The organism is Lacinutrix venerupis, from assembly GCF_001971745.1.
GTDB classification, from domain to species: Bacteria; Bacteroidota; Bacteroidia; order Flavobacteriales; family Flavobacteriaceae; genus Lacinutrix; species Lacinutrix venerupis.
In genome coordinates this window covers 2,080,955-2,103,384 of record NZ_CP019352.1, presented here as the reverse complement: position 1 = coordinate 2,103,384, position 22,430 = coordinate 2,080,955, and the positions used below count along the sequence as shown (strand labels likewise).

The following is a 22,430-nucleotide window of genomic DNA, read 5'->3' as shown; positions in this document are numbered from 1 at the left end:
TTGATTCTTAATTTTCTTGTTTCAGCAACCAGTAAATCTCATTAAAAAAACTATCTACTTCTAGCATGTTTTTTAAATCTAATTCGTTACATATTTCTTCAATTAATAAACAATAGTCTTGATAGTTTTGACCACTAAATGAATCACTATGCGCTTTAAAGTAAACTCCTGCTTCTTTTTTTAATACGGTAATAGGATTAGAATTTAAATTAGCAAAACGATTTGGTTGAAACGTCATCATTATTTCGGTTATATAATTTACTCTTGCTCCATGGACATTTTCTACTAAGGCTTTTGCTTCTGTAAACACATCATTTGGCAAGTTATTTTGGTGTTCTTTAATAAACTGCACAAGTCCTCTAAATTCGTTTTTACTATTATATACAAATCTGCGATTTCTATACAAACTTCCACTTTTCCATAAAGCTTTTTGTCCAGCAGCTCCAACCAATGCATCAATAATTTCTTCAAATCTATTCTGAGTTAATCTATTGCCGTCTGCAATTTCGTTAAGTAGTTTTTTAGCCTCTTTATAATCCTTTTCTCTTTGTTTAAAATCTGCCTTACTTTTAGCAGTTCTATACTTTTTTAAACGGTTTTTTAGGTTTTTATAATCAAAACTATATTCTGAATCCCTTTTATCTGGTGTTACTTTTTGGTCTTTTCTAGCTTTAAGTTGTTTTTTGTAATAATCTTCATAACGGTTGATAAGCATTAAATTTAATAAGCTAGCGTTATCTTTAGAAGTTATACTTTTAAAGTATTTAATAGCAGCTTTCCAATCTTTACTAGATAGTTTGGATTTCCTAACCAAAGACACTTCTTGATTAGTTGTTAAACCTCCTTTGGTAATATTTGCTGAACCAGAAATTATAATTCCACTATCATTGTTTTTAAATAGAAATAATTTTGGATGAAAGACTATTATTTTCTCTTCTGCCTTATCAAGAAACAAATTTGCATTTCTTTTTTTCTCAAACAAATTAAAAATAGTTCTTAAAGCTTGTGGTTCTGTTAGCCCAAAATTTTGACCAATAATAATGTTTATGGGTTTTTTTGCTTCAATATGATTTTTAATTGCTGGTAATAATAATTTTAAACCAGACATTTTAAAAAATGCTGTTGCTAGCCAAACTTCATCAGCTACTTCAAAACAATTTAGTATATAATCTAGATGGTTCTTTTTCTTAGTATTATGTAACAATTTTGTTCTACTCATATTAATACACCCTAACCTTACCCGTTACCACTCCATTTATTAAACTACTCTTATACTCTTTTAACTTGGCTATTTCTTGCTGTTTTAAGCCAATAGCAGTTTCTATTTTTTGAGTACCATTTTCGATAAAATCAACAATTTTATTTTGTTCATCAATTGGTGGACGAGAAATCGGATGATTATTTAAATCACCCTGTGTCATGCTGGGTAATGCAGTTGCAGTACTATAATAACTAAAAGGTAATGTTGTTGCTAAATAATACAAATACTTAACAATATTTCCATTTATAGCGTTTGCATAAAACATTGTATCTACAGCCCAAAACTTACCTTTAAAATAAAGAGGTTTGTCAATTGTACCTTTTCTACCTAACAAAACGACCTCTCCATCATACATATAATCAGAAGCATATGCGAATTGACCTCCAGATCCAATGACAGGATAACCTTCGTCAGTTTGAATATGTTTGTAATCCGAACCATTATTAATATTTAAACAATGTTTCAACCGCTTCACTTCCCAATGCTCAGGAATCTCCCCAATCCACTCCACACCAGAATCTTTTAAAGTAACACTATCATCTAAACCACGTGTTACTGCTTTGTGTATTAAAATTTGTTTGCGTTCTTTAAGTAAATTTATTTGTTGGGCTTTAATAGCAATAGCCTCGTCTATTTTGGTGGTTTTATCGTCTAGAAATTGTGCTATTTTGGTTTGTTCTGGAAGTGGTGGGAATACTAATTCTGAATTAGCGATATGCGTAAAACTCAAAGTTTGCCTAACACCAGAACCTAAAGTTTTCATAAATGCCACATCAAAAATATGAAGTAACCATTTGTAATAATCTTTATATATTTCAGTCGTGTTTTGCACAATGATATAACCAGAACTAACTACAACATCTTTATCTGACAAACCAATCCTTAAACTTTTAAGGTCATAATTTAAGTTTAATGGATTTATAAGAAACTCACCTTTATTTAATACTTGATAAGACTTCTTTGTTGAAACAGGTATTTTTTCATCATCCTTATAAACAACTTTTCCAAAACTTATTGAACCACAATTTAATTCCACATTATGTGTGATTTTCTTTTCTTTAAAAATATGCTTAAAGCGTTTCAACTCCCAATGCTCAGGAATTTGTTCTAACCAACTAATTCCAGACTCTTTATACCTTTCGTAACGTTGTACTGTTGTTTCCGTTTCTACCATTACACCAAGTTTAAAATTTCAGCAATTAAACCATCACTTTGTTGTTCTAAGTCTAAAATATCTTTAGTAACGTCTTCTATGTTGCGTAACGGTGTATGTTTGTAGAAGTATTTGTTAAAGCTAATTTCGTAACCAATTTTGGTGACGTCTAGGTTAATCCAAGCTTCATTAACATGTGGTTTTACTTCGCGTAAAAAGTAGCTGTGTATGTTATCTTTTAATGGTACGTTTTCGGTGTCGCGTAGGTCGCTTTCGGTTTCGTAAACCGTATATTCTCCTTTTTTATTGGTAGCATAATACCCAAAGTCGGCTAAGTCTTTTTCTTCGCAATCTAAATGCGCTAGTAATTTTGCTAATTTATCACCAGATAATTTTTCTACTTTTTTAATGACTTTATCGGCATCAGCACTGTACCAACTTACCGCATTTAAAATGGCTTTCTTATCGCTTGCAGATAGGTCTAACTTTTGGGCTTTTACTTCAGCATCTACTTCGGTTTTAAAATCGTTAAAATTGGTGTACAGTTTATCTCCAAATACATTTTGTAAGGCTTTGGCATTGGTTACTAAGCGTAAATGCTTAGCCCAAGTAGCTGGTTTACACAATTTGGTTTTATTGGCAGACGATAGATTGAGCTCGTTTTTTTCGCACCATGCTAATAATTCGGCTTCATATTGCTTTATATTGTTATATATGCTGTCTCCAAAGGTTTCAAAAGCATATTGCATCGGTTCTTGTAACACTCTATCGTAACGTAAGGCTTCTATACGCTCGTTGGTAAATTGTGCTTTTAAGCGTTTTGGTCGTTCTATGGTTGCTTTATAATAGCCAAAATCTGCATTATCAAATACCTGTGCAGCAATATCTTGCTCACCTTCACGTTCGGCAACACTCATGTTGGTATAGGTGTTTACAATTTTGGTAATGTGTTTTGGTGCAAACTCACAGTTTTTGTTTCCTAAATTTTTACGCAGTTTTCTATATAATTGTCCTGCATCAATCAATTGCACTTTACCTTTACGGTTGGCAGTTTTATTGTTACTTAAAATCCAGATATAGGTGGTAATGCCTGTATTGTAAAACAGGTTGTTGGGTAATTGCACAATAGCTTCTAACCAATCGTTTTCTATAATGTGTCTACGGATGTTGCTTTCACCACCACCTGCATCTCCTGTAAACAGACTACTACCATTATGTACCGAAGCAATACGTGTACCAGTAGTACTTTGGTGTAAAGGTTTCATTTTAGAAACCATTTCCATTAAAAATAGTAATTGCCCATCCGAAGAACGTGGAATGGCATCTGCTTCTTCTTCAACTCCCCAATAGTTTTTTAAACTGATTTGAAAACGTGGGTCGATTACGTCTTTACCATCTTTGATATATTTTTGCTCACTAGACCATGATTTTCCGTAAGGCGGATTGGATAACATAAAATCGAAAGACTTGCCTGCAAACTCGTCTGTAGATAAGGTAGAACCTACTCTGATGTTTTCAGGATTATTACCCTTAATCATCATATCAGACTTACAAATGGCGTAGGTTTCGTCGTTAATTTCTTTTCCGTACAAATACACGTCACCCATCGCTTTAATAGCACCTTCTTCGTCTTTAATAAAGTTTTGTGCCTCTGTAAGCATACCACCAGACCCACACGCAGGATCGTAAATAGTCATTACTGGTGGCAAATTGTCTTTTATAGGGTCGAAGATAATGTGCGTCATTAAATCGATTACTTCACGTGGTGTAAAGTGTTCTCCTGCTTCTTCGTTATTTTCTTCGTTGAATTTTCTTATTAGTTCTTCAAAGACATAACCCATTCCTAAATTAGAAAGCGCAGGTAATTTTCTGCCTTCTGGATCTTCTTTTTCAAAAGGTGTTAAGTTGATGTAAGACGAAGTAAATTTTTCTAAAACATCAAGTAATACATCTTTGGTTGCCATATGGCGCACTTGACTACGTAGTTTAAATTTCTCGATGATTTCCTTTACATTAGGACTAAAACCGTTTAGGTAATCTTCAAAATTGGCTTGTAATATTTGTTGGCTATTGGTAGCGGTATCTTTTAGTTTTTGAAGTGTCCAGGTGCTTACGTTATAAAATACGTAACCCGAAGCTTCACGCAATCCTGTTTCGTCCCATTCGGTAAAACCTGCTTCGTCCCGTTGAAAGGCTAATTCTTCTAAAACAGCATCTTTTGTTGGTTCTAAAAGTGCGTCTAAACGACGTAAAACGATCATTGGCAAAATAACGTCGCGGTATTTACCACGAACGTAAACGTCTCTAAGGCAGTCGTCTGCAATAGACCAAATGAAGGATACTAATTTATTGTGGGATTGTTTATTCATTTGAAATAAATGTAATTTTTAATATTTAATAAAAAAGCTATATTATTAGTAATATGGGAGTGTTTAAATATATAACCTTTTTAAAGATTGATAAACTTTCTTATTATTGAAAAGTGCGTGTTACATTACTTTCTCTGCCAAGTACTTTTGCACCTCGTAGACGTCTATACTTTTATTAAACTTTTTACTTACTGATGGTATGTTTTCACTAGATATCCAGATTTTAAGTTCGGCATCTAAATCGAAGGTTCCTGAGGTTTCTAAAGAGAATCTTGAAATACTTTTATAAGGCATGGATTTATATTCTACTTTACTACCTGTTAAACCTTGAACGTCTATTAATATTAATCGTTTATTGGTAAACATAAACACATCTCTAAAAAGTTTGAAGCCGAGTTCTATGTGCTCATTGGCGGTTATTAAGCGTCCGTATTTATCGGTTAATTGCTCGGTTGAGGCTTGACTCGCGTTTCCTAATATTTTATTTAATAATCCCATGGATTTGTTTGGCTGTTGATTAATATAAATTATCTAATTTTTAATAAGATTTTAAATATAAAACCTTTTTGTAAAAACCTATTTGTATAAAATCGTAAACTTTTAAAAAAAGTAATGCTATTTTTTAATTTTTATTCTGGTGCGCACTCTAAAATTTCGTTATACGGTTTTATATATTTCCAGAATGCCTTTCCTGCACTGTTTAAATAATTTTGAGAATAGTTATATTTTGTATTTGATGCGACTTGGTATATATATTCTGAACATGAGTAAGAATATTTTGTTTTAAAACAAACAATTGCAAAATAGTAGGTGTTGTAATTTAGAGTTTTATTGTAGAATGTAACTTTAGAAATGGCTTCACTATTATAACTGGTATATGTAGTACCATAATTATCTTTTTTTACAAAGTCAATCATGTCTTGGCAAGATTGTGCATTAATTTTTAAAAGGCTAAGTATTAAAATTAAGGATAGAAGGAATGTTTTCATTTGTATGGGTTTATTTTAAATGTGCTATAAACATAAATTTTAAAAACAAAAAAGCCCTACGGTTTCCCGTAAGACCTTTAAGCATTGATTAATAGCGCCTTTTTTATTCTGTAAATTCTACTATTTGAGCAGATACAATTACTTTGTATTTGTTTATAAATAGAAAACCAGATGCTTTAACTTCTACCACTTCGTTTACAATAGTTCTAGAGTTTCCTTCCATACCTGCATTTTTTAGCATTTTTGCTTTAGCTTCTGCAATTAATCCGTTTTTAGCTAAGCCACCAATTCCAAAAATATATGTAGCTTCGGCTTCACCTTTAACTAAGTCTATTACTTTAAAATTATTTTTGGTTAAAATAACTTCTGTTGTATTTTGGTTATAATTTTTAGGTAACCCATAATGCGATGCACAACTGGTTAAAGACATTGAAATGATTAATAAAAGAATAGCGATTTTTTTCATTTTATAAAATGTTTAGAATTTGGTGCCTACTTCTGTTTATAGTCTGTTTTCGGTTAGTTCCGACTTACAGAGACAAACATAATTGATGCTACATTTTATATTTTACGGTATTCCATAAACATGAAAAAACAATTTTATAATGCGTTTGTTAAGAGGTGTTTAATTTTTAAAAAAAATTAAATAAGTCCAAGATCTTTTGTAATTGCAATTAAATGAATGGTATTGTTTGCGTTAAATTGATTTTTTAGTTTGTTTATTTTCTTTTCGACAGTACTTAAACTAAATGGAGATATATTATTTGCTTTTAGATATTTGGAAATTTCGTCTTGAGATAGACCACAAGAGAGTTGGCGTAACAACTCTACATCGAAATCTGTAATTTCCATATTGTTTTTAGAAGATAATGCTGCGCTAATTTGTGGTGATAAATACTTTTCGCCAGCATGCACAGTTGTTATTGCTTTGTTTAATTCTACTAAACCTTTTCTGCCTTTACATACGTAAGCGTTTATATTGTATGAGTTGAATAAGGTTCTTACTTTTTGTAGTCTGTCTTCTACTGTATATACTATAATTTTTAAATTAGGAAACTCGCTGTGTAAAACAGAAATTAAGTCTTCTCCAGAATTTAATTTTTGGTTTCTATGGTCTTTTTTATAGGATAAATCGGTAATTAATAAATCTATAGGTTTATTGTCGAAATTGGCTCTCTTTATTTTTAAATACGCATCGTCACAATACTGTACTTCTTGAATATTATTAATATTTAAAGTTTTTAAAATACTTAATACACCTTGATTAATACTTAATAAATCGTCTGCGACTAGAACTTTTTTAAACATATTATACTTTAATTACAGCTTTAAAGCCTTTGTTACTTTCTGTTTCAAATGTAACCGTTCCTTTAATGGCAGCGATACGGTTTTCCACATTCTCTAATCCGTTTGCTTTTTTTAAAATAGCGCCTTTACCATTATCTTTATAATTAATAATTAGATTATGGTTTTGTTTTGAAAAATTAATTATTACAAATGAAGCTTCGCTATGTTTTTTCATATTAACCAATAACTCTTGTAAAACTCTATAAATAGTCATTTTCTTTAATTCTGAAAAAGATGTCCAATCTATATTAGATAGGTTTTGGGTGATGATGTTTGTAGATTGACTTTTAAAACTTAGAAGTAAATCGGTTAATAATTGCTCGAAGTCTTGTTCGACTTCTATAGAATTGTTTTCTCTAGAAATATCTCTAGTTTTAATATAAATAGTTTCTAAATCGTCTAAAACAGTTTCATTATTTAATGTGTTTTTATTGCTCTGAAGCTTAGTCATAATTTGGTACACATCGTTAGCAACTTCATCATGCACCTTTTTAGATATTCTGGCTTCAGTAGTAAATACTTGCTGTAAGTTTTCTTTTTTATGTTTTGCTCTAATAATAAAATATAAAAAAGCTGCACTTATAATAAGTAAAATGATTCCTGCTAAATAGATAAATTTTAAGCGTTTTTCTTTTTCTTTTTCTAATTCGTTTTCTTTAGCTATAAGTTCCTGCTTAGCGTAATCGTATTTTATTGATGTGTATTTGTTAGCCGATTTTAGTTTGGCTTCTTGAATACTATCTTTAAGTATTACATATTCGGTTACATGTTTGTGGTCTGATAGTTTGTTAAGCAAGGCTAAAGCATCTAAAGTATAAGATTTGCTTTTTAATTTTTCAGCAATATTTAAAGCTCTTAAAGCAAAAGTTTTAGCATTATTGTAATTGTTATTGTTTAAATAATGTTGCCCAATATGCATACAGCTTGTATAAATACCAAACTCATCATTTTCTAACTCTCTATTTTGTAAGGCCTTTTTTAAATTTTTAATGGCAATTTCTTGATTAAGTTTAGATTGCACAAAACCTAAATTATCTAAAACTCTATTTTTAATTTTATTATTTTCAAGTTTTAAACTTTTGTTGTAAACGTCTTTTAAAATTTTTTCGGCTTGTTCAAGTTGGTTCATTTCTCTATAAACATTTGCTTTATTGTTTAATAGAGTATAGGTAGATGCTTTATTAGTTGTAATGGCTAATGCTTTGTCGTATAGCATTAATGCACGGTTGTAGTTTTTTAAATCTTTATAAATAATTCCTAATTGATTATATATACCAACTTTAGCATCTAGAACTTTAGAGGTGTTATTTAGTTTATCTAAAAGTGATAAACACTCTACAGCAGATGCTTCACTTTCAAAAGGAAAACCAATAATATTTTGGATACTGGAAATAAACTGTAATGCCTGTACCACAGATAAGGTGTCTTTTGTTTTTAGGCTAATATCTATTACTTTTTTATGATAGTTGTAGGATGTAACAAAATTTAAAGCATCCCGATTATAGCGAGCTAGTTTTTTTAAAGCAGATTTTTTCATTTTAATTTCTTTTTGCTCAATACTTTTTTCTAATAAAAGTTTTGCAGAAATTAATGCACTATCGGTTTGTTTTAAGCTACTTTGTATGTAACTTTTTGTACTTAATGTTTTAAGGTAATAGCTGTTTTGGGTATTGTTGCCAATAAGTTTTAAAGCAGTAGAGACGGCATGTAATCTACTTTCGAAATTTTTGTGTTTATCTCTTGCTATGTTGTAAAAATAGGCAATACTATCTTCTTGTTTTAATGTGTTTTGTGATAGAACTGGATTTATAAATACGTATAATAAACAAAAAAAGAGAAATGATTTGTTGGTTGTTTTCATTCCTCAAATTTATTAACTATAAAATTATTTTTTAACTATCTTAAAAAAAATATTGCTTACTTAGTTTATGCGTTCTTTTAGACTACCAATTCTAAAGCAACGTTCTTCACCTAAGTATAAGGGATTTCCTTTTTTTTCTGACCAAAAACCATCTAAAATATCTTTGGTTACGCATTTATAAACAACAACTCCTTTGTAAATTTCATTATCGTCTCCTTTGTAATTAAAATTAATAACTAGAATGTTGTCTTTAAAAAAGCCAGTGCCTAATTGTTTTTGACTATTATTTATAATCCATTTGGCATTAATCCTGTTGTTGTTATCTAGTGTAAGTTCTAATGTTCCTTTATAGGTTGTTTGTTCTTGGTCTTGATTACTTCCAGTTATATTGTATATGCCTTGTAAATCTTTAATAGTCATAAATAGTTTTAAAATAGAATTGTTAATTATAAAGTTTATGTTGTCTAACTTATTTTAAAGTAAGACAAATAATAAACTAAAAAAGCCTCCCAAATAGGAAGGCTTTATAATTTATAATGAGTAAAACTTAGTTTACTGCGTTAGCTAAATCAGATCCTGCTTTAAACTTAACAACGTTTTTAGCTTTGATTTTGATTGTTTTTCCTGTTTGAGGATTTCTTCCATCTCTTGCAGCTCTTTTCGATACTGACCAAGATCCAAATCCTACTAATGAAACTCTGTCACCTTTTTGTAAAGCTCCTTCGATTTCAATTAACGCACATTCTAAAGCTTTCTTAGAAGCTGCTTTAGTAATTCCTGCGTGTTCTGCCATAGCATCGATTAAATCTGTTTTGTTCATAATTTTAATTTTTAATATTAATAAATAGTTGGTAAACAATTTTTTTTGTTATCCTCCTACAAATTTATACGGATTATGCTACTATGCAAGTAATAGCAAGGGAAAAACGTGATTTTGTTAATAACTTTGAACATTTGTTAATAAAGCCAGTCGTTTTTGTGAGATTTTTAACTATTACAGTGCCCATAGGGCTTTAGAGCATTTTGGCATCTGTTTTAAATGCGTATCCATTTAAAAGTGATTTTATATCCATGGTTCGCTTTCCAGGAAGTTTAATATCTAATATGTTTATAAATCCTCCTTTAACTGCAACTTTAACTTCTTTTTTAGTAGAAATAATACTTCCTATGCTGTAATCGTGATTTATTTCCTGTTTTTCAACAGTGTATAATTTAATGTCTAATGTTTCTTCTCCATTCTTAAGCTTACTCCATGCTGCAGGATATGGACTTAAACCACGTACTTTATTATATATAGTGTCTATGTCTTTATTCCAATCTATTTTGCAATTGTCTTTATTAAGTTTGTAGGCCGTTTTTGAAATTGCATCTTCTGGCTGTGGTGTTGTTTTTACATCTCCAATAGCTATATGTTTTACAGTTTTTATAACTAAGTCGCTTCCAAGGTGCATTAACTTATCGTGAAGACTCCCAGCGTTTTCATTAGCATCAATATTAACGGCTTCTTGTAAAATCATTTCACCAGTATCTATTTTTTCGTCTATAAAAAACGTAGAGACACCTGTTTTTGTTTCACCATTAATTATAGCCCAATTAATTGGTGCGGCACCTCTATAATTAGGTAGAAGGGAAGCGTGTAAATTAAAAGTACCATAATCTGGCATTTGCCATACAGCCTTTGGTAACATTCTAAAGGCAACCACAATTTGTAAATTAGCATTTAATTGTTTTAATTCTTCAAGAAATGCTTCGCTTTTTAAATTTGTAGGTTGTAATATATTTAAACCTTTAGTTTCTGCATATTCTTTAACAGCACTTTTATTTAGTTTTCTACCACGTCCAGCAGGTTTATCGGGTGCTGTAATAACACCAACAATATTATAATTGTTGTTTAATAAAGTATCTAGAATGGTTACTGCAAATTCTGGAGTACCCATAAATACAATTCTTAACTCTCTTTTTTCACTCATTATATATGTGCTAATTTGTATTTGTTATTTTTTGTAATGCTTATAATTTGGTGTTCTAGTAACTCTTGCAATTGTAAGTTAATACTTTCTTCGGAAAAACTAAGACGTTCAAACAAACCTCTAGAAGACAATTCGCCAGTTTCTAATGCATTAATAATGCCTTTTTTAATTTCTGTTGAGGTTGCTTGTTTAGAGTTTTTTCTAGCAATACATACCGAGCATACTCCACAGTCTTTAACATTGGTTTCTCCAAAATAGGAGAGGAGTTGTACACTTTTACATATGTTATTGTTATTTGCATAATTTAAAACAGATAGTACTTGTTTTTCTTTTAAAGCATTTTGTTGTTTTATAATTTTACTAATTCTATTTATAGTTTTATTATCTTCTCTAGGCACTAAATATGTAATTTGTGCATCGGTTTTAGAATGCTTAAGTGTAATAATATCTGCTTTTTCTAAATTTATTAGAGTTTCAATTATTTTATCCTCGGTTGTGGACGCTTTACCAGCAATTAACAAAGTATTAATTTTAGTTTCTTGCTCAAAAATACCACCGTAGGTGCGTAAAATAGATTTTACAATAATATTAATGTTAGCATGTGTTTCTAAATAATTAAATAATGCAGAATTACTAACTTTAAATAAAACTTTTGTACGGTTGTTAAACTGTTTAGATAGAGTAATAATACTAGTTCTGTCTAATAAAAGAATTGCATTGTAAGCTAATAGTGCATTAAAACCGTATGTTTTGCAAAATCTATTAAAATTAAAATCGAATGTCTCCTCTTGTCCTTCTCCATATGGAACTTGAAAATAACTACTTAACTTTCTGTATACTTGTTTTATAAAATCTATTGTTGGTAAAACTTTTAAAAACTGATTTTCAATAAGTACATCATCACTTTTATTTTTTAAAATAACTGCAAAAGCTTTATTGCCATCTCTTCCGGCACGACCAGCTTCTTGAAAGTAACTTTCTAAACTTTCGGGTAAATTTAAATGAATAACCGTTTTAACATCAGGCTTGTCAATACCCATTCCAAAAGCGTTTGTAGCAACCATTACTTGTTTTTGGTTATTCATCCAGCTCTCTATAGCGGTATCTTTTTCTGTGTTTGTTAAGCCACCATGGTAAAAGGTAGCTGTAAAATTATTACTTTCTAAAAAGTTAGAAATATCTTGTGTAGCTTTTCTATTTCTAACATAAACTATTGAGGAGGCTTTGTTTTTAGTTAAAATGGTTTTAAGTCTAAAAAGTTTATCTTCTTCGGTAAAAGACATATAAGCTAAGTTAGGCCTTAAAAACGATTGTTTAAACACTTTTGGGCTTATAAAATCGAGTTCTTTTATAATATCGTCTACAACTTCTGGTGTTGCGCTTGCTGTTAATGCAATAACATTTACAGTTGGTTGTAGTTCTCTTAGCTTAATAATATTTCTATAGCTTGGCCTAAAGTCGTTTCCCCATTGGCTAATACAGTGCGCTTCGTCAACAGCAATAAGGTTTACATTCATTTGTCTTATACGATCTTGTACAATGTCTTGCTGTAAGCGTTCTGGAGAAAGGTATAGAAATTTATAATTTCCGTAGATGCAATTGTCTAAACGTGTGTCTAATTCTTTATAAGATATACCACTGGTTAAAGCCATTGCTTTTATGCCTTTGTTCTCAAGTGCTTGTACTTGATCTTTCATTAAAGCCACTAAAGGCGAAATAACAATACAAATACCATCTTTAACCAAAGCTGGTACTTGAAAACAAACAGATTTTCCACCGCCTGTAGGCAATAGAGCAAAAGTGTCTTCACCTTCTAAAACCGAATTGATAATGTTTTCTTGAAGCGGCCTAAATGTAGTGAATTTCCAATAACGTTCTAATATGTTAATAGGATGATTCAAAATAAATGTTACAATGCTTTTACAACATCAATTATATGGTCTGCTCTGGCCTCAATAGAACCAAAAGGAACATCTCTTAAGTCGTAACCGTATTTTGTATAGGTTTCAATTAATTTTTCATGGATTTCTAATGCCTGGTCAAAGTTTTCGTATCTCTCATTATCATTAGTAAATATTTCTTGCCAAGGCGCTAATATAAAAATAGCATCATATTTATACTCTTTGCAAGCTTCGCTAAAAAATTCAGGATATTCATCACCCTTAAACTCCATGTAAGCAGGAATGTCTGGAATACCTCTATCTAAAAAGAAAAACTCATTATTGCTAGCTAAAGCCGTATGAAATTGTTCTTTTCTACCTTTTAAAAGTAGCTCGCTAAATTGTATTGGGTTTGTTAAAAATAGTTGGTCGATGCCGTCTTCTCTAGCTTTTAAAATGATATCTCTAGATACTTCTTCAGAGCATGTGAAACCTCTTTTTTCAAGTTCTTTAATAATAGAAGTTTTTCCACTTCCAGGTCCTCCTGTTATGACAATTGTTTTTGTATTCAATTATGGTATGATTTTAGTTGTAAAATTCGGAATAAAAAATGTATAAAAAAAATACAAGGATAACTTATCTTTGCTAACTATTATAAGATTTATGAGCAACAAACAAAATCAAGAAGCTTTTTACGCAAAATTAAAGGAGCAATTACAAGATACAACACTTTGGCCATCGGAGTATTTATACAAATTTATTGTAAAATCTAATAAAAATAAGATTGAGCAAGTTGAAGCTATTTTTAACCATTTAGGCGCAGTAATTAATACTAAAGAGTCTAGTAACGGTAAATATACTAGTGTTTCTATAAATGTAAGAATGAAAAACCCAGATGCTGTTATTGAAAAATACCTAGAAGTAGCAGAAAAAATAGAAGGTGTAATTTCTCTATAATTATTGCGTTATAACATAAGAATTTGTATTTTGCGAAAGCATTAAATACTTCAATGCAATACATTAATTCTACACAATTTTAATTTTGATAGACGATATAGAATACAACACAGAGCGTGAACATTTAATTATTCCAGAATACGGAAGACACGTTCAAAAGATGGTGAACTTCGCCAAAACAAGAGAAACAAAGGAAGAACGTAATAAAGTTGCTAAAGCCATTATTTCTGTAATGGGAAATTTACAACCACATTTACGTGATGTTTCAGATTTTCAGCATAAACTTTGGGATCAATTATTTATCATGTCTAATTTTGAATTAGATGCAGATTCTCCTTACCCAAAACCTTCAAAAGAAGTTTTAGAAGAAAGACCAGAGGCTTTAAAATACCCTCAAAACTTTCCTAAGTATCGTTTTTACGGAAACAATATTAAAACGATGATTGATGTTGCAGTTTCATGGGAAGACAATGAGTTAAAGGAAGCTTTAACTTATACTATTGCCAATCACATGAAAAAGTGTTTTTTAAACTGGAATAAAGATACTGTTGAGGATGATGTAATTTTTAACCATTTATATGAATTGTCTGATGGTAAAATTAATTTAAAAGGATCTGATGAAGATTTAATTGACGCTTCTAGCTTAATGAAATCTAATTCTAAAAAGAAATACTCTAACAACAAAAAAGGGTCAAAGAAAAACAATTCTAATAGAGGTAAAAAGAGATATTAATATAACGAATGGGTACATTTATAATAGAAGGCGGACACCAACTTAAAGGTGATATACAACCACAAGGCGCAAAAAACGAAGCATTACAAATATTATGTGCAGTATTACTAACTCCAGAGGTAGTAACAATTAATAATATTCCAGATATTATTGATATAAATAAACTAATAGCATTACTTAAAAATTTAGGAGTAAAGGTTAGTAAGTTAGGAGAAGGTTCCTATACTTTTCAAGCTGATGCTTTAGATTTAGATTATATGCAAACTGCCGATTTTAAAAAAGAAGGTAGTGGTTTACGTGGTTCTATTATGATGGTTGGTCCATTATTAGCACGTTTTGGCAAAGGTTATATACCAAAGCCTGGAGGAGATAAAATTGGTCGTCGTCGTTTAGATACGCATTTTGAAGGTTTTATAAATTTAGGTGCTAAATTTAGATATAATAGAGAAGACTATTTTTATGGTGTTGAAGCTGATAAATTAGTTGGTACAGATATGCTTTTAGATGAAGCTTCTGTAACTGGAACAGCAAATATTGTAATGGCAGCTGTATTAGCAGAAGGTGTTACAACAATATATAATGCAGCATGCGAACCTTACTTACAACAGTTATGTAAGATGCTTAATCGAATGGGAGCAAAAATCTCAGGTGTAGGCTCTAATTTATTAACTATTGAAGGTGTTGATACTTTAGGAGGTACAGAACACACTATGCTTCCAGATATGATTGAAATAGGAAGTTGGATTGGTTTAGCTGCTATGACAAAAAGCGAATTAACCATTAAAAATGTAAGTTGGGACGATTTAGGACAAATACCTAGTGTATTTGCTAAATTAGGTATTACGCTTGAAAAACAAGGAGACGATATTTACATTCCTGCTCATAAGGATGGTTATGAAATACAAAACTATATAGATGGTTCTATATTAACAGTAGCCGATGCGCCTTGGCCTGGTTTTACTCCAGATTTATTAAGTATTATTTTAGTTGTGGCTACACAAGCAAAAGGTGAAGTTTTAATACATCAAAAAATGTTTGAAAGTCGTTTATTCTTTACAGATAAACTTATAGATATGGGAGCAAAAATTATTCTTTGCGATCCACATAGAGCAACAGTAATGGGTCATGATTTTAAATCGCAATTAAAAGCAACAACAATGGTCTCTCCAGATATTAGAGCTGGAATTTCATTATTAATTGCTGCACTGTCTGCAAAAGGAACATCTACTATACATAATATAGAACAGATTGATCGTGGTTACCAACATATTGTAGAACGCTTACAAAGAATTGGTGCTAAGATTACTAGGGTTGAAGGGAATTAGTCTTATACAATTTTTACTTAGCATTTTAAATGAATAAAGTATTTATAATATTTTTTGTGTTACTTTTCTCATGTAATTCTGATAAAAAGGTATTGCCAAGAGAATTTGCAGATACAGAAAAACACCGTATTGAATTTCTAAATAGTTATATTCTACTTCCTAACCAATTTAAAAAATCAAATTTAGAAGAATTCGAATCCTTAGTTAATTCTGATCAGACTAACAGCGAATATGCAAGTATACAGCTTAATGGATTAAAGAATATTAAGAAGTATAGTCCAGACCTAGAAATTTTTATAGATAAAAATAATTACTCAAATACTATTTCTTTTGAATTAGGTGAAACTGTTGAGTTTGACGAAGGTGTAGTTCCTTATTACTCTTATCTATTAGAAAATCAATTACAGATTTCTACTTCGAAAACTGGAATAAAATACGAAAGCCTTGAAAGTGATTTTATTAAATTGAAATATCTTAAAGCGATTAAGTTAAAGTTTAAACAAACTTTTGATGGAAACGTTAAATATTTTACTCAATATATTATTTCTTATAAGTTAAAAACTTTTAATGTCATTGTTACAAATATTGAAGACTTAGATTATCAATTTATACTGCAAAGCTTTTCAAATTGAAAAACATGAAACTTTTTTAGGTTGAGACAATTGGAATTTAACTTCGCTTACAACCACTTCTTTCTCTTAAAATAATATAGCATTCCTAAGAATATAACAATCATTACTACCCAAAGAATATAGTAACTGTATTTATAATGCAGCTCTGGAATGTGGTCAAAATTCATTCCATAAATACCAGCAATAAAAGTTAGTGGAATAAAAATAGTAGCAATAATAGTTAGTACTTTCATGACCTCGTTCATGCGATTGCTAATTGTTGTCATGTACATGTCCATAAGTCCCCAAATCATTTCGCGATAAATATCAATCGTATCGGATACTTGTATAATATGATCGTAAACATCGGCGAAATAATGTAATGTTTTTTGATCTATAAGTTTACTATCGCTTTTGTCTATTCGGCTTATAATTTCACGAAGAGGAAAGATTGCACGACGTACTTTTAAAACTTCTCGCTTAAGACTTTGAATTTCTGTACTAATTTCGTCTTTAGTTAGGCCTTCGAATAGGTTGTCTTCTAAATCTTCAATTTTGTTACCCATAGTTTCTATAATAGCATAGTAATGGTCTACTACAGAATCTATTAAAGCGTACATTAAATAATCTGAACCTAGATTACGAATTCTACCTTTGGCTTGACGAATACGCTCACGAAGCGCATCGAAAACATCTCCTTCTGCTTCTTGTAATGAAAGTACATAGTTTTTGCCTAAAATAAAACTAACTTGTTCAGACACTATTTTTTCATCGGCATCGTAATACATCATTTTTAAAACCAAAAAGATGTAGTCTTCATATTCATCTATTTTGGGACGTTGATTGGTACTAACAATATCTTCTAAAACAAGAGGATGCAAATTATAATGCGTTCCAAGTTTCTCGATTTCATTAATTTGGTTTAAGCCATTTAAGTTTATCCAAGTTACGGTGTTAGAGTGTTTAAACTCGAATGCTTCTTCTACCGTTTTTAGTTCTTTTTCAACAAAAAAATCTGAATTATAATCAAACGATTCTATAAATAACTGTGAGGTTTCTTTTGTTCCTGTATATACTAATGTTCCAGGAACTTGTCCAACTTGTTTTTTATAGTTTTGAGTTCGTTTTTTTTGTTTTCTTTTAGCCATATTAATGTTGTTAGTGGAAATCGCCAAAATCTTCAATGGCATCTTTCTCGACTAAAGTTACAGCTTTTTGAAGAATTAAATTATTAGGATATGTTACTAAGTCTCCGTTTTCTACTCTAAGATGTAATTGAAACGCACGAATATCTTCAATTACAGCTTCTATAGGATAGTCTTTATCATGAATTTTTATTTTATCGCCAACTTTATATGGAAACGAGAAAAACATAATAATTCCAGAAGTAACGTTGCTTAAAATAGACCAAATTGCAAATAAACCAATGCCAATTACAGCAAAAACTGAAGAGAAAACTAAGGAGATATCTTTTAATTCGGCTCCAAAAATATAGGTTTCAACAAATAGAAAAATAATTAATAATGTTACTGTATAATATCTTGAAATAAGATTAATACGAGCGTCGTTTACACCACTTTTTTTTCCTATTTTACTTATAGTCATTTTACCAACTATTCTAATAAATAGAAATACAGCTAATACAATTGCTGTGTTTATAAGTTCTACTTCAATTTTTTGCAAAAACATATAGTTAATTTTTGTAGTAATTATAATAATGTTTTACTGTAACAAAAGTGTTTCTCGCAACACTTCGTCTTTAATACTTTTTTTGTTCCAATAAGCAGATTTAATTGTTTTTAATTTTGTTGCTTTTGTTACATTATCATTATTAATTTCTTCCCAATTAGTTATTTCAAAAGGAAATTCTGGATTAAAATTGATTGTTAGTTTTCTATTTAAGTTGGTGTAATTTAATGTGTATTTTCCATTTTCTAATTTAGCAGAAGCTTGGTAAGCTTTAAGTGGACTATGGTTTAAACGTACAAACTCTAAAGAAGGAATTATGTTAATTTTTCCAGTTGGAAGACTATTAGGATTGATACGTAATTGCGTCCATATTTCGTTTTCTAAAATGTCTTTTTCTATTTTGAAATTATTATCTGCTTGATTTTCAAAATAAGAATGTGAGTTTATTTCAAATAGTTCGCGGTTGTTTAATTGTGTATAAACATGTCCGCACCATTCTTGTATAGAGCAGCTTACTTTTATAGCATGTTTATTGTTTGCAACGGGATAAAACGTACTTTGCATTATAGAGTACGGATAGATACCCGTTGTAAAATTCTTAGTCCTATTTAATTTTAAAACATTAACATTAGTAGGATTGTTATTGTCTGCTTTTACTTGTTTATTTTCTAAAAAAGGTTCTGTTACATATATTAAAACAGATGTTCCTTCTCTAATTTCGCCGTAACGTGATTGTAGTAGCTTGTAAGATGTAATTTCTGCTTCTCCATTATACCAATAGTTTGTAAAGTTTTTATTTGGTTTAAAAGCTTCAGCTATAATATTATTGTTGTTATTTTCTTTTAAAGTTGTAGTGGTTTTTTCTTCTTTATTTGTACAAGACAATAAAGACAAAAGTAAGCCAATAATTATGCTTAAATATATTATACTTTTTGTTTTCATAATATTTTATTACAAAATTACAACACTAAAAATCGTCTGCAATAATATTTAACGTTTCGTATAATAGGTGAGTGGGTAAGCCCATAACATTAAAATATGAGCCTTCAATAGTTACTACACCTATTTGTCCAATCCACTCTTGAATTCCATAAGCACCAGCTTTATCCATTGGAGAATATGTGTTTATGTAATACCATATTTCTTCATCAGTAAAATCTTTAAATGTAACTTTTGTAACAGCATTTACTGTTTTTTGAAAGATTTTTGTACGCACACATACAGAGGTAATTACTTCATGAGTGTTATTGCTTAAAGATTTTAGCATAGCAAAAGCTTCATCTTTAGTTCTTGGTTTTCCTAACGCTACGTTTTTATGCCAAACAATGGTATCGCTAGTAACTAAAATATCATTATCGTTTAATTCTTCAAGAAATGGTAAAGATTTTAATTGAGCTAAATAATCGCTAATTTCAAAATGAAGTAATTTTGGAGGATACTCTTCTTTAGTATCCTTTAATCTAATTTCAAAATCCAAACCTAAATTCTTAAAAAATTCTTGACGTCTAGGCGAACCAGAGGCTAAAATAATGTGTCGATTTTTAAGTTTTTCTTTTAACATGTTTATAAAATTAATCTGTAAAGTAGCATCGATAACATTCCAGAAATCATCACCATTTTAAGCATGAAACTAATATGTTTAAAATGCGCATTACTTTCTGCAGTAAACATTTTAATTGCTATATAAATTAACGGTCCAACTACCGCAATTAAAAAATAAGCGATAGCTTCTACATGCATATATAAAAATGTAGTTATATAATATACAATAATTACAATTGTTATTAGGGTTAAAACCATTGTAATTTTGCTAGTTCTACTTTTGCCAAAAAGAATTGGTAGCGTTTGCATGCCAGCTTTGTGGTCGCCATCTACATCTTGTATGTCTTTTACAATTTCGCGTATAAAGTTTATTAAAAAAGCAAAAACACCAAAGTCTGTAAGAACTTCTAGCATTGTAGATTGGATACTTTCATTTTGAATAGTTGTTGCAGGAATAAGCTCAAAAACACCAACAATTAGTAAACTTATAGCAACTAATAAAGAAACAATAATATTACCAGCAACGGCAATTTGTTTTAAATAAGAAGCATATACATAAAGTGCTGCTGCTATAATAACAAATAGACCAAAAAACGGAGGTCTTGCTACTTGATGAGACAAATAAAAACCTAAGCAAACACCAACAAAAGTAAAAATAACATAAAGCTTATTTGCTGTGCTTTCGGTTATTTTTTTTCCTACAATTACTTTGTTTGGTTTGTTAACTGCATCGGTTTCCAAATCGTAAATATCATTAATTATGTAACCACCAGCTGCAATACAAACAGTTGATAAGATTAATAAAAAGAAATTTAATGAGCCTAATGTAGTATCAATTGCAAAAGCTGGAAATAATGCATATTTTACTAATAGTTGCACAACAGCAATCATTAATAAGTTTTTCCAACGGATGAGGTTTAAAATATTCAAGGTTTAATTTGTTTTATTATTAGTAAACTTAAAATAGCAATTCTTATTAAAATTATAATGAAGCATCAAAATAACTATTCCAATCGTTATTTACTTTTAGAACTTGTTCAATAACATCGCGCACACAACCTTTTCCACCTTTTTTATGCGATATGTATTTTGATAGTTGTTTAACTTCTTGTACAGCATCTTGTGGGCAGGTGGCTAAACCTACTAATTCTAATACAGGAATATCCGGGATATCGTCTCCCATATATAAAACGTTTTCTGGTTTTATATTTTTGTCTTTTATATATATATTAAACTGCTCAATTTTATTATGAGCTCCTAAAAACACATCTTTAATTCCTAAATTTTCCAATCTTTTTTTTACACCTTCATTAATTCCTCCAGAAATAATACATAAGTTGTAACCTTTGTTTAAAGCTTGTTTTAAGGCATAGCCGTCTTTAACATTCATTGTCCTTAACATATCTCCATTTGCGGTTATGGTAAGAGAACCGTCTGTTAAAACACCATCTACATCAAAAATAAAGGTATTTATATTACTTAAGTGTTCTTTATAGCTTTTATCGTATGCCATGTGTTTTTTTTATAGATTTGGTTAGTAAGTGGTAAACGGCTTTATGCTCGTCGCTTTCCAATTGTTTTAAATGTCTTTTTATGGTTTTTTTATCGTTTCTTAATGCAGGTCCAGTTTGTGCCATGTATGGAGAAAGCGATTCAATTTTATTAGCAGTTTCTTTAATTAAAGGTTTTAAAATATTAAATTCTGCACCATTTTCTTCTGTAATTTCATGCGCAATTCTATAAAGTTGATTTGTAAAATTATTCACAAATACTGCTGCTAAGTGTAATGCTTGACGTTGGTCGCTATTTACTTTGTGGCTTTTACTACCTATAGCTTTTGCTAAGTTTTTAAGAATTGGTAAATCGGTTTTTTTTAGAGCTTCAACACAAATAGGTACATCGTTAAAGTTTAAATCTGCGGCTTTTGAAAACGTTTGTAATGGATAAAAAACACCTCTTTTTTGTTTCATATCTACCGCATATAAACTAGTACTACCAGAAGTGTGTACTACTAATCTGTTTTCAAAAGGTAGTTGCTTCGATAAATCTTCAATAGCATCATCGCTTACCGCTAGAATATAAATATCGGCTTCTACTAATGATGAAAGATTATCTGTAACATTAACCTTGTTTTTATATTTGTCAATCGTTTTTAAATTACGATTATACCATTGCTTTATTTCAACTTCTTCCGAAGCTAAAAATGCTTTAAATAAATGTGTGGCTACATTTCCTGCGCCTAAAAGTACTACTGTAATCATTTTGCTAAAATAGCTAACCAAAAGATGAAATAAAAGACGTTTCTGTTATCTTTGTAAACAATGGAAAAAAAAGATATAGATAGCCGTAAAGATGTAGCGTTTTTAGTAGATTCTTTTTACATAAAAATAAGGAAAGACAAGACTTTAGGTCCTATTTTTAATAATGCTATAAAAGATTGGGATAAGCATTTAAACCATTTAACTACTTTTTGGGAGTCTAGTTTATTTTTTTCTAAAAAACTAGAGTATAAATACATTGGGAATCCACTAGAAGTCCATGCGAAAGTAGATAAAGATAATAATTATAGTATAACAGAATTACATTTTGGTATTTGGCTAAATTATTGGTCGCAAACCATAGACGAATTATTTAAAGGAGAAGTAGCAGAAAATGCAAAACGACGTGCCAGAAAAATGGGAACATTTTTATACTTGAAAATATTTGAAGCAAGGCAAGAAGATGTTAATTAATTTTAACAATA

25 protein-coding genes are annotated in these 22,430 nt (G+C 30.0%); 5 read left to right on the top strand and 20 right to left on the bottom strand.

The annotated features are described in order from the left end of the window. Positions 1-7: 7 nt before the first annotated feature. From BWR22_RS09525 to BWR22_RS09465, 13 genes are all read right to left on the bottom strand, one after another. The gene (locus tag BWR22_RS09525; RefSeq protein ID WP_076733454.1) at positions 8-1,219 is read right to left on the bottom strand and encodes a phospholipase D-like domain-containing protein; all 1,212 of its coding nucleotides are present in this window, start codon (positions 1,217-1,219) and stop codon (positions 8-10) included. A 1-nt stretch (position 1,220) separates the two neighbouring features. Continuing rightward, on the bottom strand, positions 1,221-2,435 hold the full coding sequence (locus BWR22_RS09520) for a restriction endonuclease subunit S (protein WP_076733453.1): 1,215 nt from the start codon (positions 2,433-2,435) through the stop codon (positions 1,221-1,223). Beyond that, positions 2,435-4,783 carry a type I restriction-modification system subunit M gene (locus BWR22_RS09515; RefSeq protein ID WP_076733452.1) on the bottom strand — a complete coding sequence of 783 codons (2,349 nt, stop codon included), beginning with the start codon at positions 4,781-4,783 and terminating at the stop codon, positions 2,435-2,437. The genes BWR22_RS09520 and BWR22_RS09515 overlap by 1 nt, the downstream gene beginning before the upstream one ends. Positions 4,784-4,903: 120 nt before the next feature. Further along, a complete protein-coding gene (locus tag BWR22_RS09510) occupies positions 4,904-5,281 on the bottom strand; it encodes a PH domain-containing protein (protein ID WP_076733451.1) in 378 nt (125 codons plus the stop codon). Positions 5,282-5,412: 131 nt separating this feature from the next. Beyond that, a complete protein-coding gene (locus BWR22_RS09505; protein ID WP_076733450.1) occupies positions 5,413-5,772 on the bottom strand; it encodes a hypothetical protein in 360 nt (119 codons plus the stop codon). A 103-nt stretch (positions 5,773-5,875) separates the two neighbouring features. Next, on the bottom strand, positions 5,876-6,238 hold the full coding sequence (locus tag BWR22_RS09500; RefSeq protein WP_076733449.1) for a DUF6567 family protein: 363 nt from the start codon (positions 6,236-6,238) through the stop codon (positions 5,876-5,878). Positions 6,239-6,414: 176 nt separating this feature from the next. Then, positions 6,415-7,080 (bottom strand): DNA-binding response regulator, encoded by a 666-nt coding sequence (locus tag BWR22_RS09495; RefSeq protein WP_076733448.1) that lies wholly within the window; start codon positions 7,078-7,080, stop codon positions 6,415-6,417. 1 nt (position 7,081) lies between these two features. Then, positions 7,082-8,980, bottom strand: coding sequence for a tetratricopeptide repeat-containing sensor histidine kinase (locus BWR22_RS09490; protein ID WP_076733447.1), 1,899 nt, complete (start codon positions 8,978-8,980; stop codon positions 7,082-7,084). Between the two features lie 60 nt (positions 8,981-9,040). Further along, positions 9,041-9,400 carry a hypothetical protein gene (locus BWR22_RS09485; protein WP_076733446.1) on the bottom strand — a complete coding sequence of 120 codons (360 nt, stop codon included), beginning with the start codon at positions 9,398-9,400 and terminating at the stop codon, positions 9,041-9,043. Between the two features lie 127 nt (positions 9,401-9,527). Continuing rightward, positions 9,528-9,800, bottom strand: a complete 273-nt coding sequence (locus tag BWR22_RS09480) for an HU family DNA-binding protein (protein ID WP_013870774.1) — start codon at positions 9,798-9,800, stop codon at positions 9,528-9,530. Positions 9,801-9,993: 193 nt separating this feature from the next. Beyond that, entirely contained in the window at positions 9,994-10,950 is a 957-nt protein-coding gene (fmt, locus tag BWR22_RS09475; protein ID WP_076733445.1) for a methionyl-tRNA formyltransferase, read from the bottom strand. Further along, positions 10,950-12,851, bottom strand: coding sequence for a RecQ family ATP-dependent DNA helicase (locus BWR22_RS09470; RefSeq protein ID WP_076733444.1), 1,902 nt, complete (start codon positions 12,849-12,851; stop codon positions 10,950-10,952). Before BWR22_RS09470 ends, fmt begins: the two co-directional genes overlap by 1 nt. Positions 12,852-12,859: 8 nt before the next feature. Further along, entirely contained in the window at positions 12,860-13,402 is a 543-nt protein-coding gene (locus tag BWR22_RS09465; protein ID WP_076733443.1) for an AAA family ATPase, read from the bottom strand. A 91-nt stretch (positions 13,403-13,493) separates the two neighbouring features. Here BWR22_RS09465 and BWR22_RS09460 point away from each other — a divergent pair, with 91 nt between their 5' ends. From BWR22_RS09460 to BWR22_RS09445, 4 genes are all read left to right on the top strand, one after another. Then, on the top strand, positions 13,494-13,787 hold the full coding sequence (locus BWR22_RS09460) for a DUF493 family protein (RefSeq protein WP_076733442.1): 294 nt from the start codon (positions 13,494-13,496) through the stop codon (positions 13,785-13,787). A gap of 85 nt (positions 13,788-13,872) precedes the next feature. After that, a complete protein-coding gene (locus tag BWR22_RS09455) occupies positions 13,873-14,520 on the top strand; it encodes a DUF4290 domain-containing protein (RefSeq protein WP_076733441.1) in 648 nt (215 codons plus the stop codon). A gap of 8 nt (positions 14,521-14,528) precedes the next feature. After that, complete coding sequence (murA, locus tag BWR22_RS09450; RefSeq protein ID WP_076733440.1) at positions 14,529-15,845, top strand: UDP-N-acetylglucosamine 1-carboxyvinyltransferase; 1,317 nt, start codon at positions 14,529-14,531, stop codon at positions 15,843-15,845. 56 nt (positions 15,846-15,901) lie between these two features. Continuing rightward, the gene (locus BWR22_RS09445; protein ID WP_156875593.1) at positions 15,902-16,477 is read left to right on the top strand and encodes a hypothetical protein; all 576 of its coding nucleotides are present in this window, start codon (positions 15,902-15,904) and stop codon (positions 16,475-16,477) included. Positions 16,478-16,524: 47 nt separating this feature from the next. Here BWR22_RS09445 and corA read toward each other — a convergent pair whose 3' ends face one another. From corA to BWR22_RS09410, 7 genes are read right to left on the bottom strand one after another with little or no spacing between them, the layout of a single operon-like run. Further along, entirely contained in the window at positions 16,525-17,604 is a 1,080-nt protein-coding gene (gene corA / locus BWR22_RS09440; protein WP_076733438.1) for a magnesium/cobalt transporter CorA, read from the bottom strand. Positions 17,605-17,614: 10 nt separating this feature from the next. After that, positions 17,615-18,145, bottom strand: a complete 531-nt coding sequence (locus BWR22_RS09435; protein ID WP_076733437.1) for a mechanosensitive ion channel domain-containing protein — start codon at positions 18,143-18,145, stop codon at positions 17,615-17,617. 33 nt (positions 18,146-18,178) lie between these two features. Next, positions 18,179-19,087 carry a septum formation inhibitor Maf gene (locus BWR22_RS09430; RefSeq protein ID WP_076733436.1) on the bottom strand — a complete coding sequence of 303 codons (909 nt, stop codon included), beginning with the start codon at positions 19,085-19,087 and terminating at the stop codon, positions 18,179-18,181. A 25-nt stretch (positions 19,088-19,112) separates the two neighbouring features. Beyond that, entirely contained in the window at positions 19,113-19,706 is a 594-nt protein-coding gene (locus BWR22_RS09425; protein WP_076733435.1) for a Maf family nucleotide pyrophosphatase, read from the bottom strand. Positions 19,707-19,708: 2 nt separating this feature from the next. Next, positions 19,709-20,617 (bottom strand): geranylgeranylglycerol-phosphate geranylgeranyltransferase, encoded by a 909-nt coding sequence (locus tag BWR22_RS09420; RefSeq protein ID WP_076733434.1) that lies wholly within the window; start codon positions 20,615-20,617, stop codon positions 19,709-19,711. A 52-nt stretch (positions 20,618-20,669) separates the two neighbouring features. After that, positions 20,670-21,200: a KdsC family phosphatase gene (locus BWR22_RS09415; protein ID WP_076733433.1), complete on the bottom strand. Its 531-nt coding sequence runs from the start codon at positions 21,198-21,200 to the stop codon at positions 20,670-20,672. After that, positions 21,187-21,948, bottom strand: a complete 762-nt coding sequence (locus tag BWR22_RS09410; RefSeq protein ID WP_076733432.1) for a Rossmann-like and DUF2520 domain-containing protein — start codon at positions 21,946-21,948, stop codon at positions 21,187-21,189. The genes BWR22_RS09415 and BWR22_RS09410 overlap by 14 nt, the downstream gene beginning before the upstream one ends. Before the next feature lie 60 nt (positions 21,949-22,008). Between BWR22_RS09410 and BWR22_RS09405 the strand changes: the two genes are divergently transcribed. Beyond that, complete coding sequence (locus BWR22_RS09405; RefSeq protein ID WP_076733431.1) at positions 22,009-22,419, top strand: group III truncated hemoglobin; 411 nt, start codon at positions 22,009-22,011, stop codon at positions 22,417-22,419. Positions 22,420-22,430 lie beyond the last annotated feature (11 nt).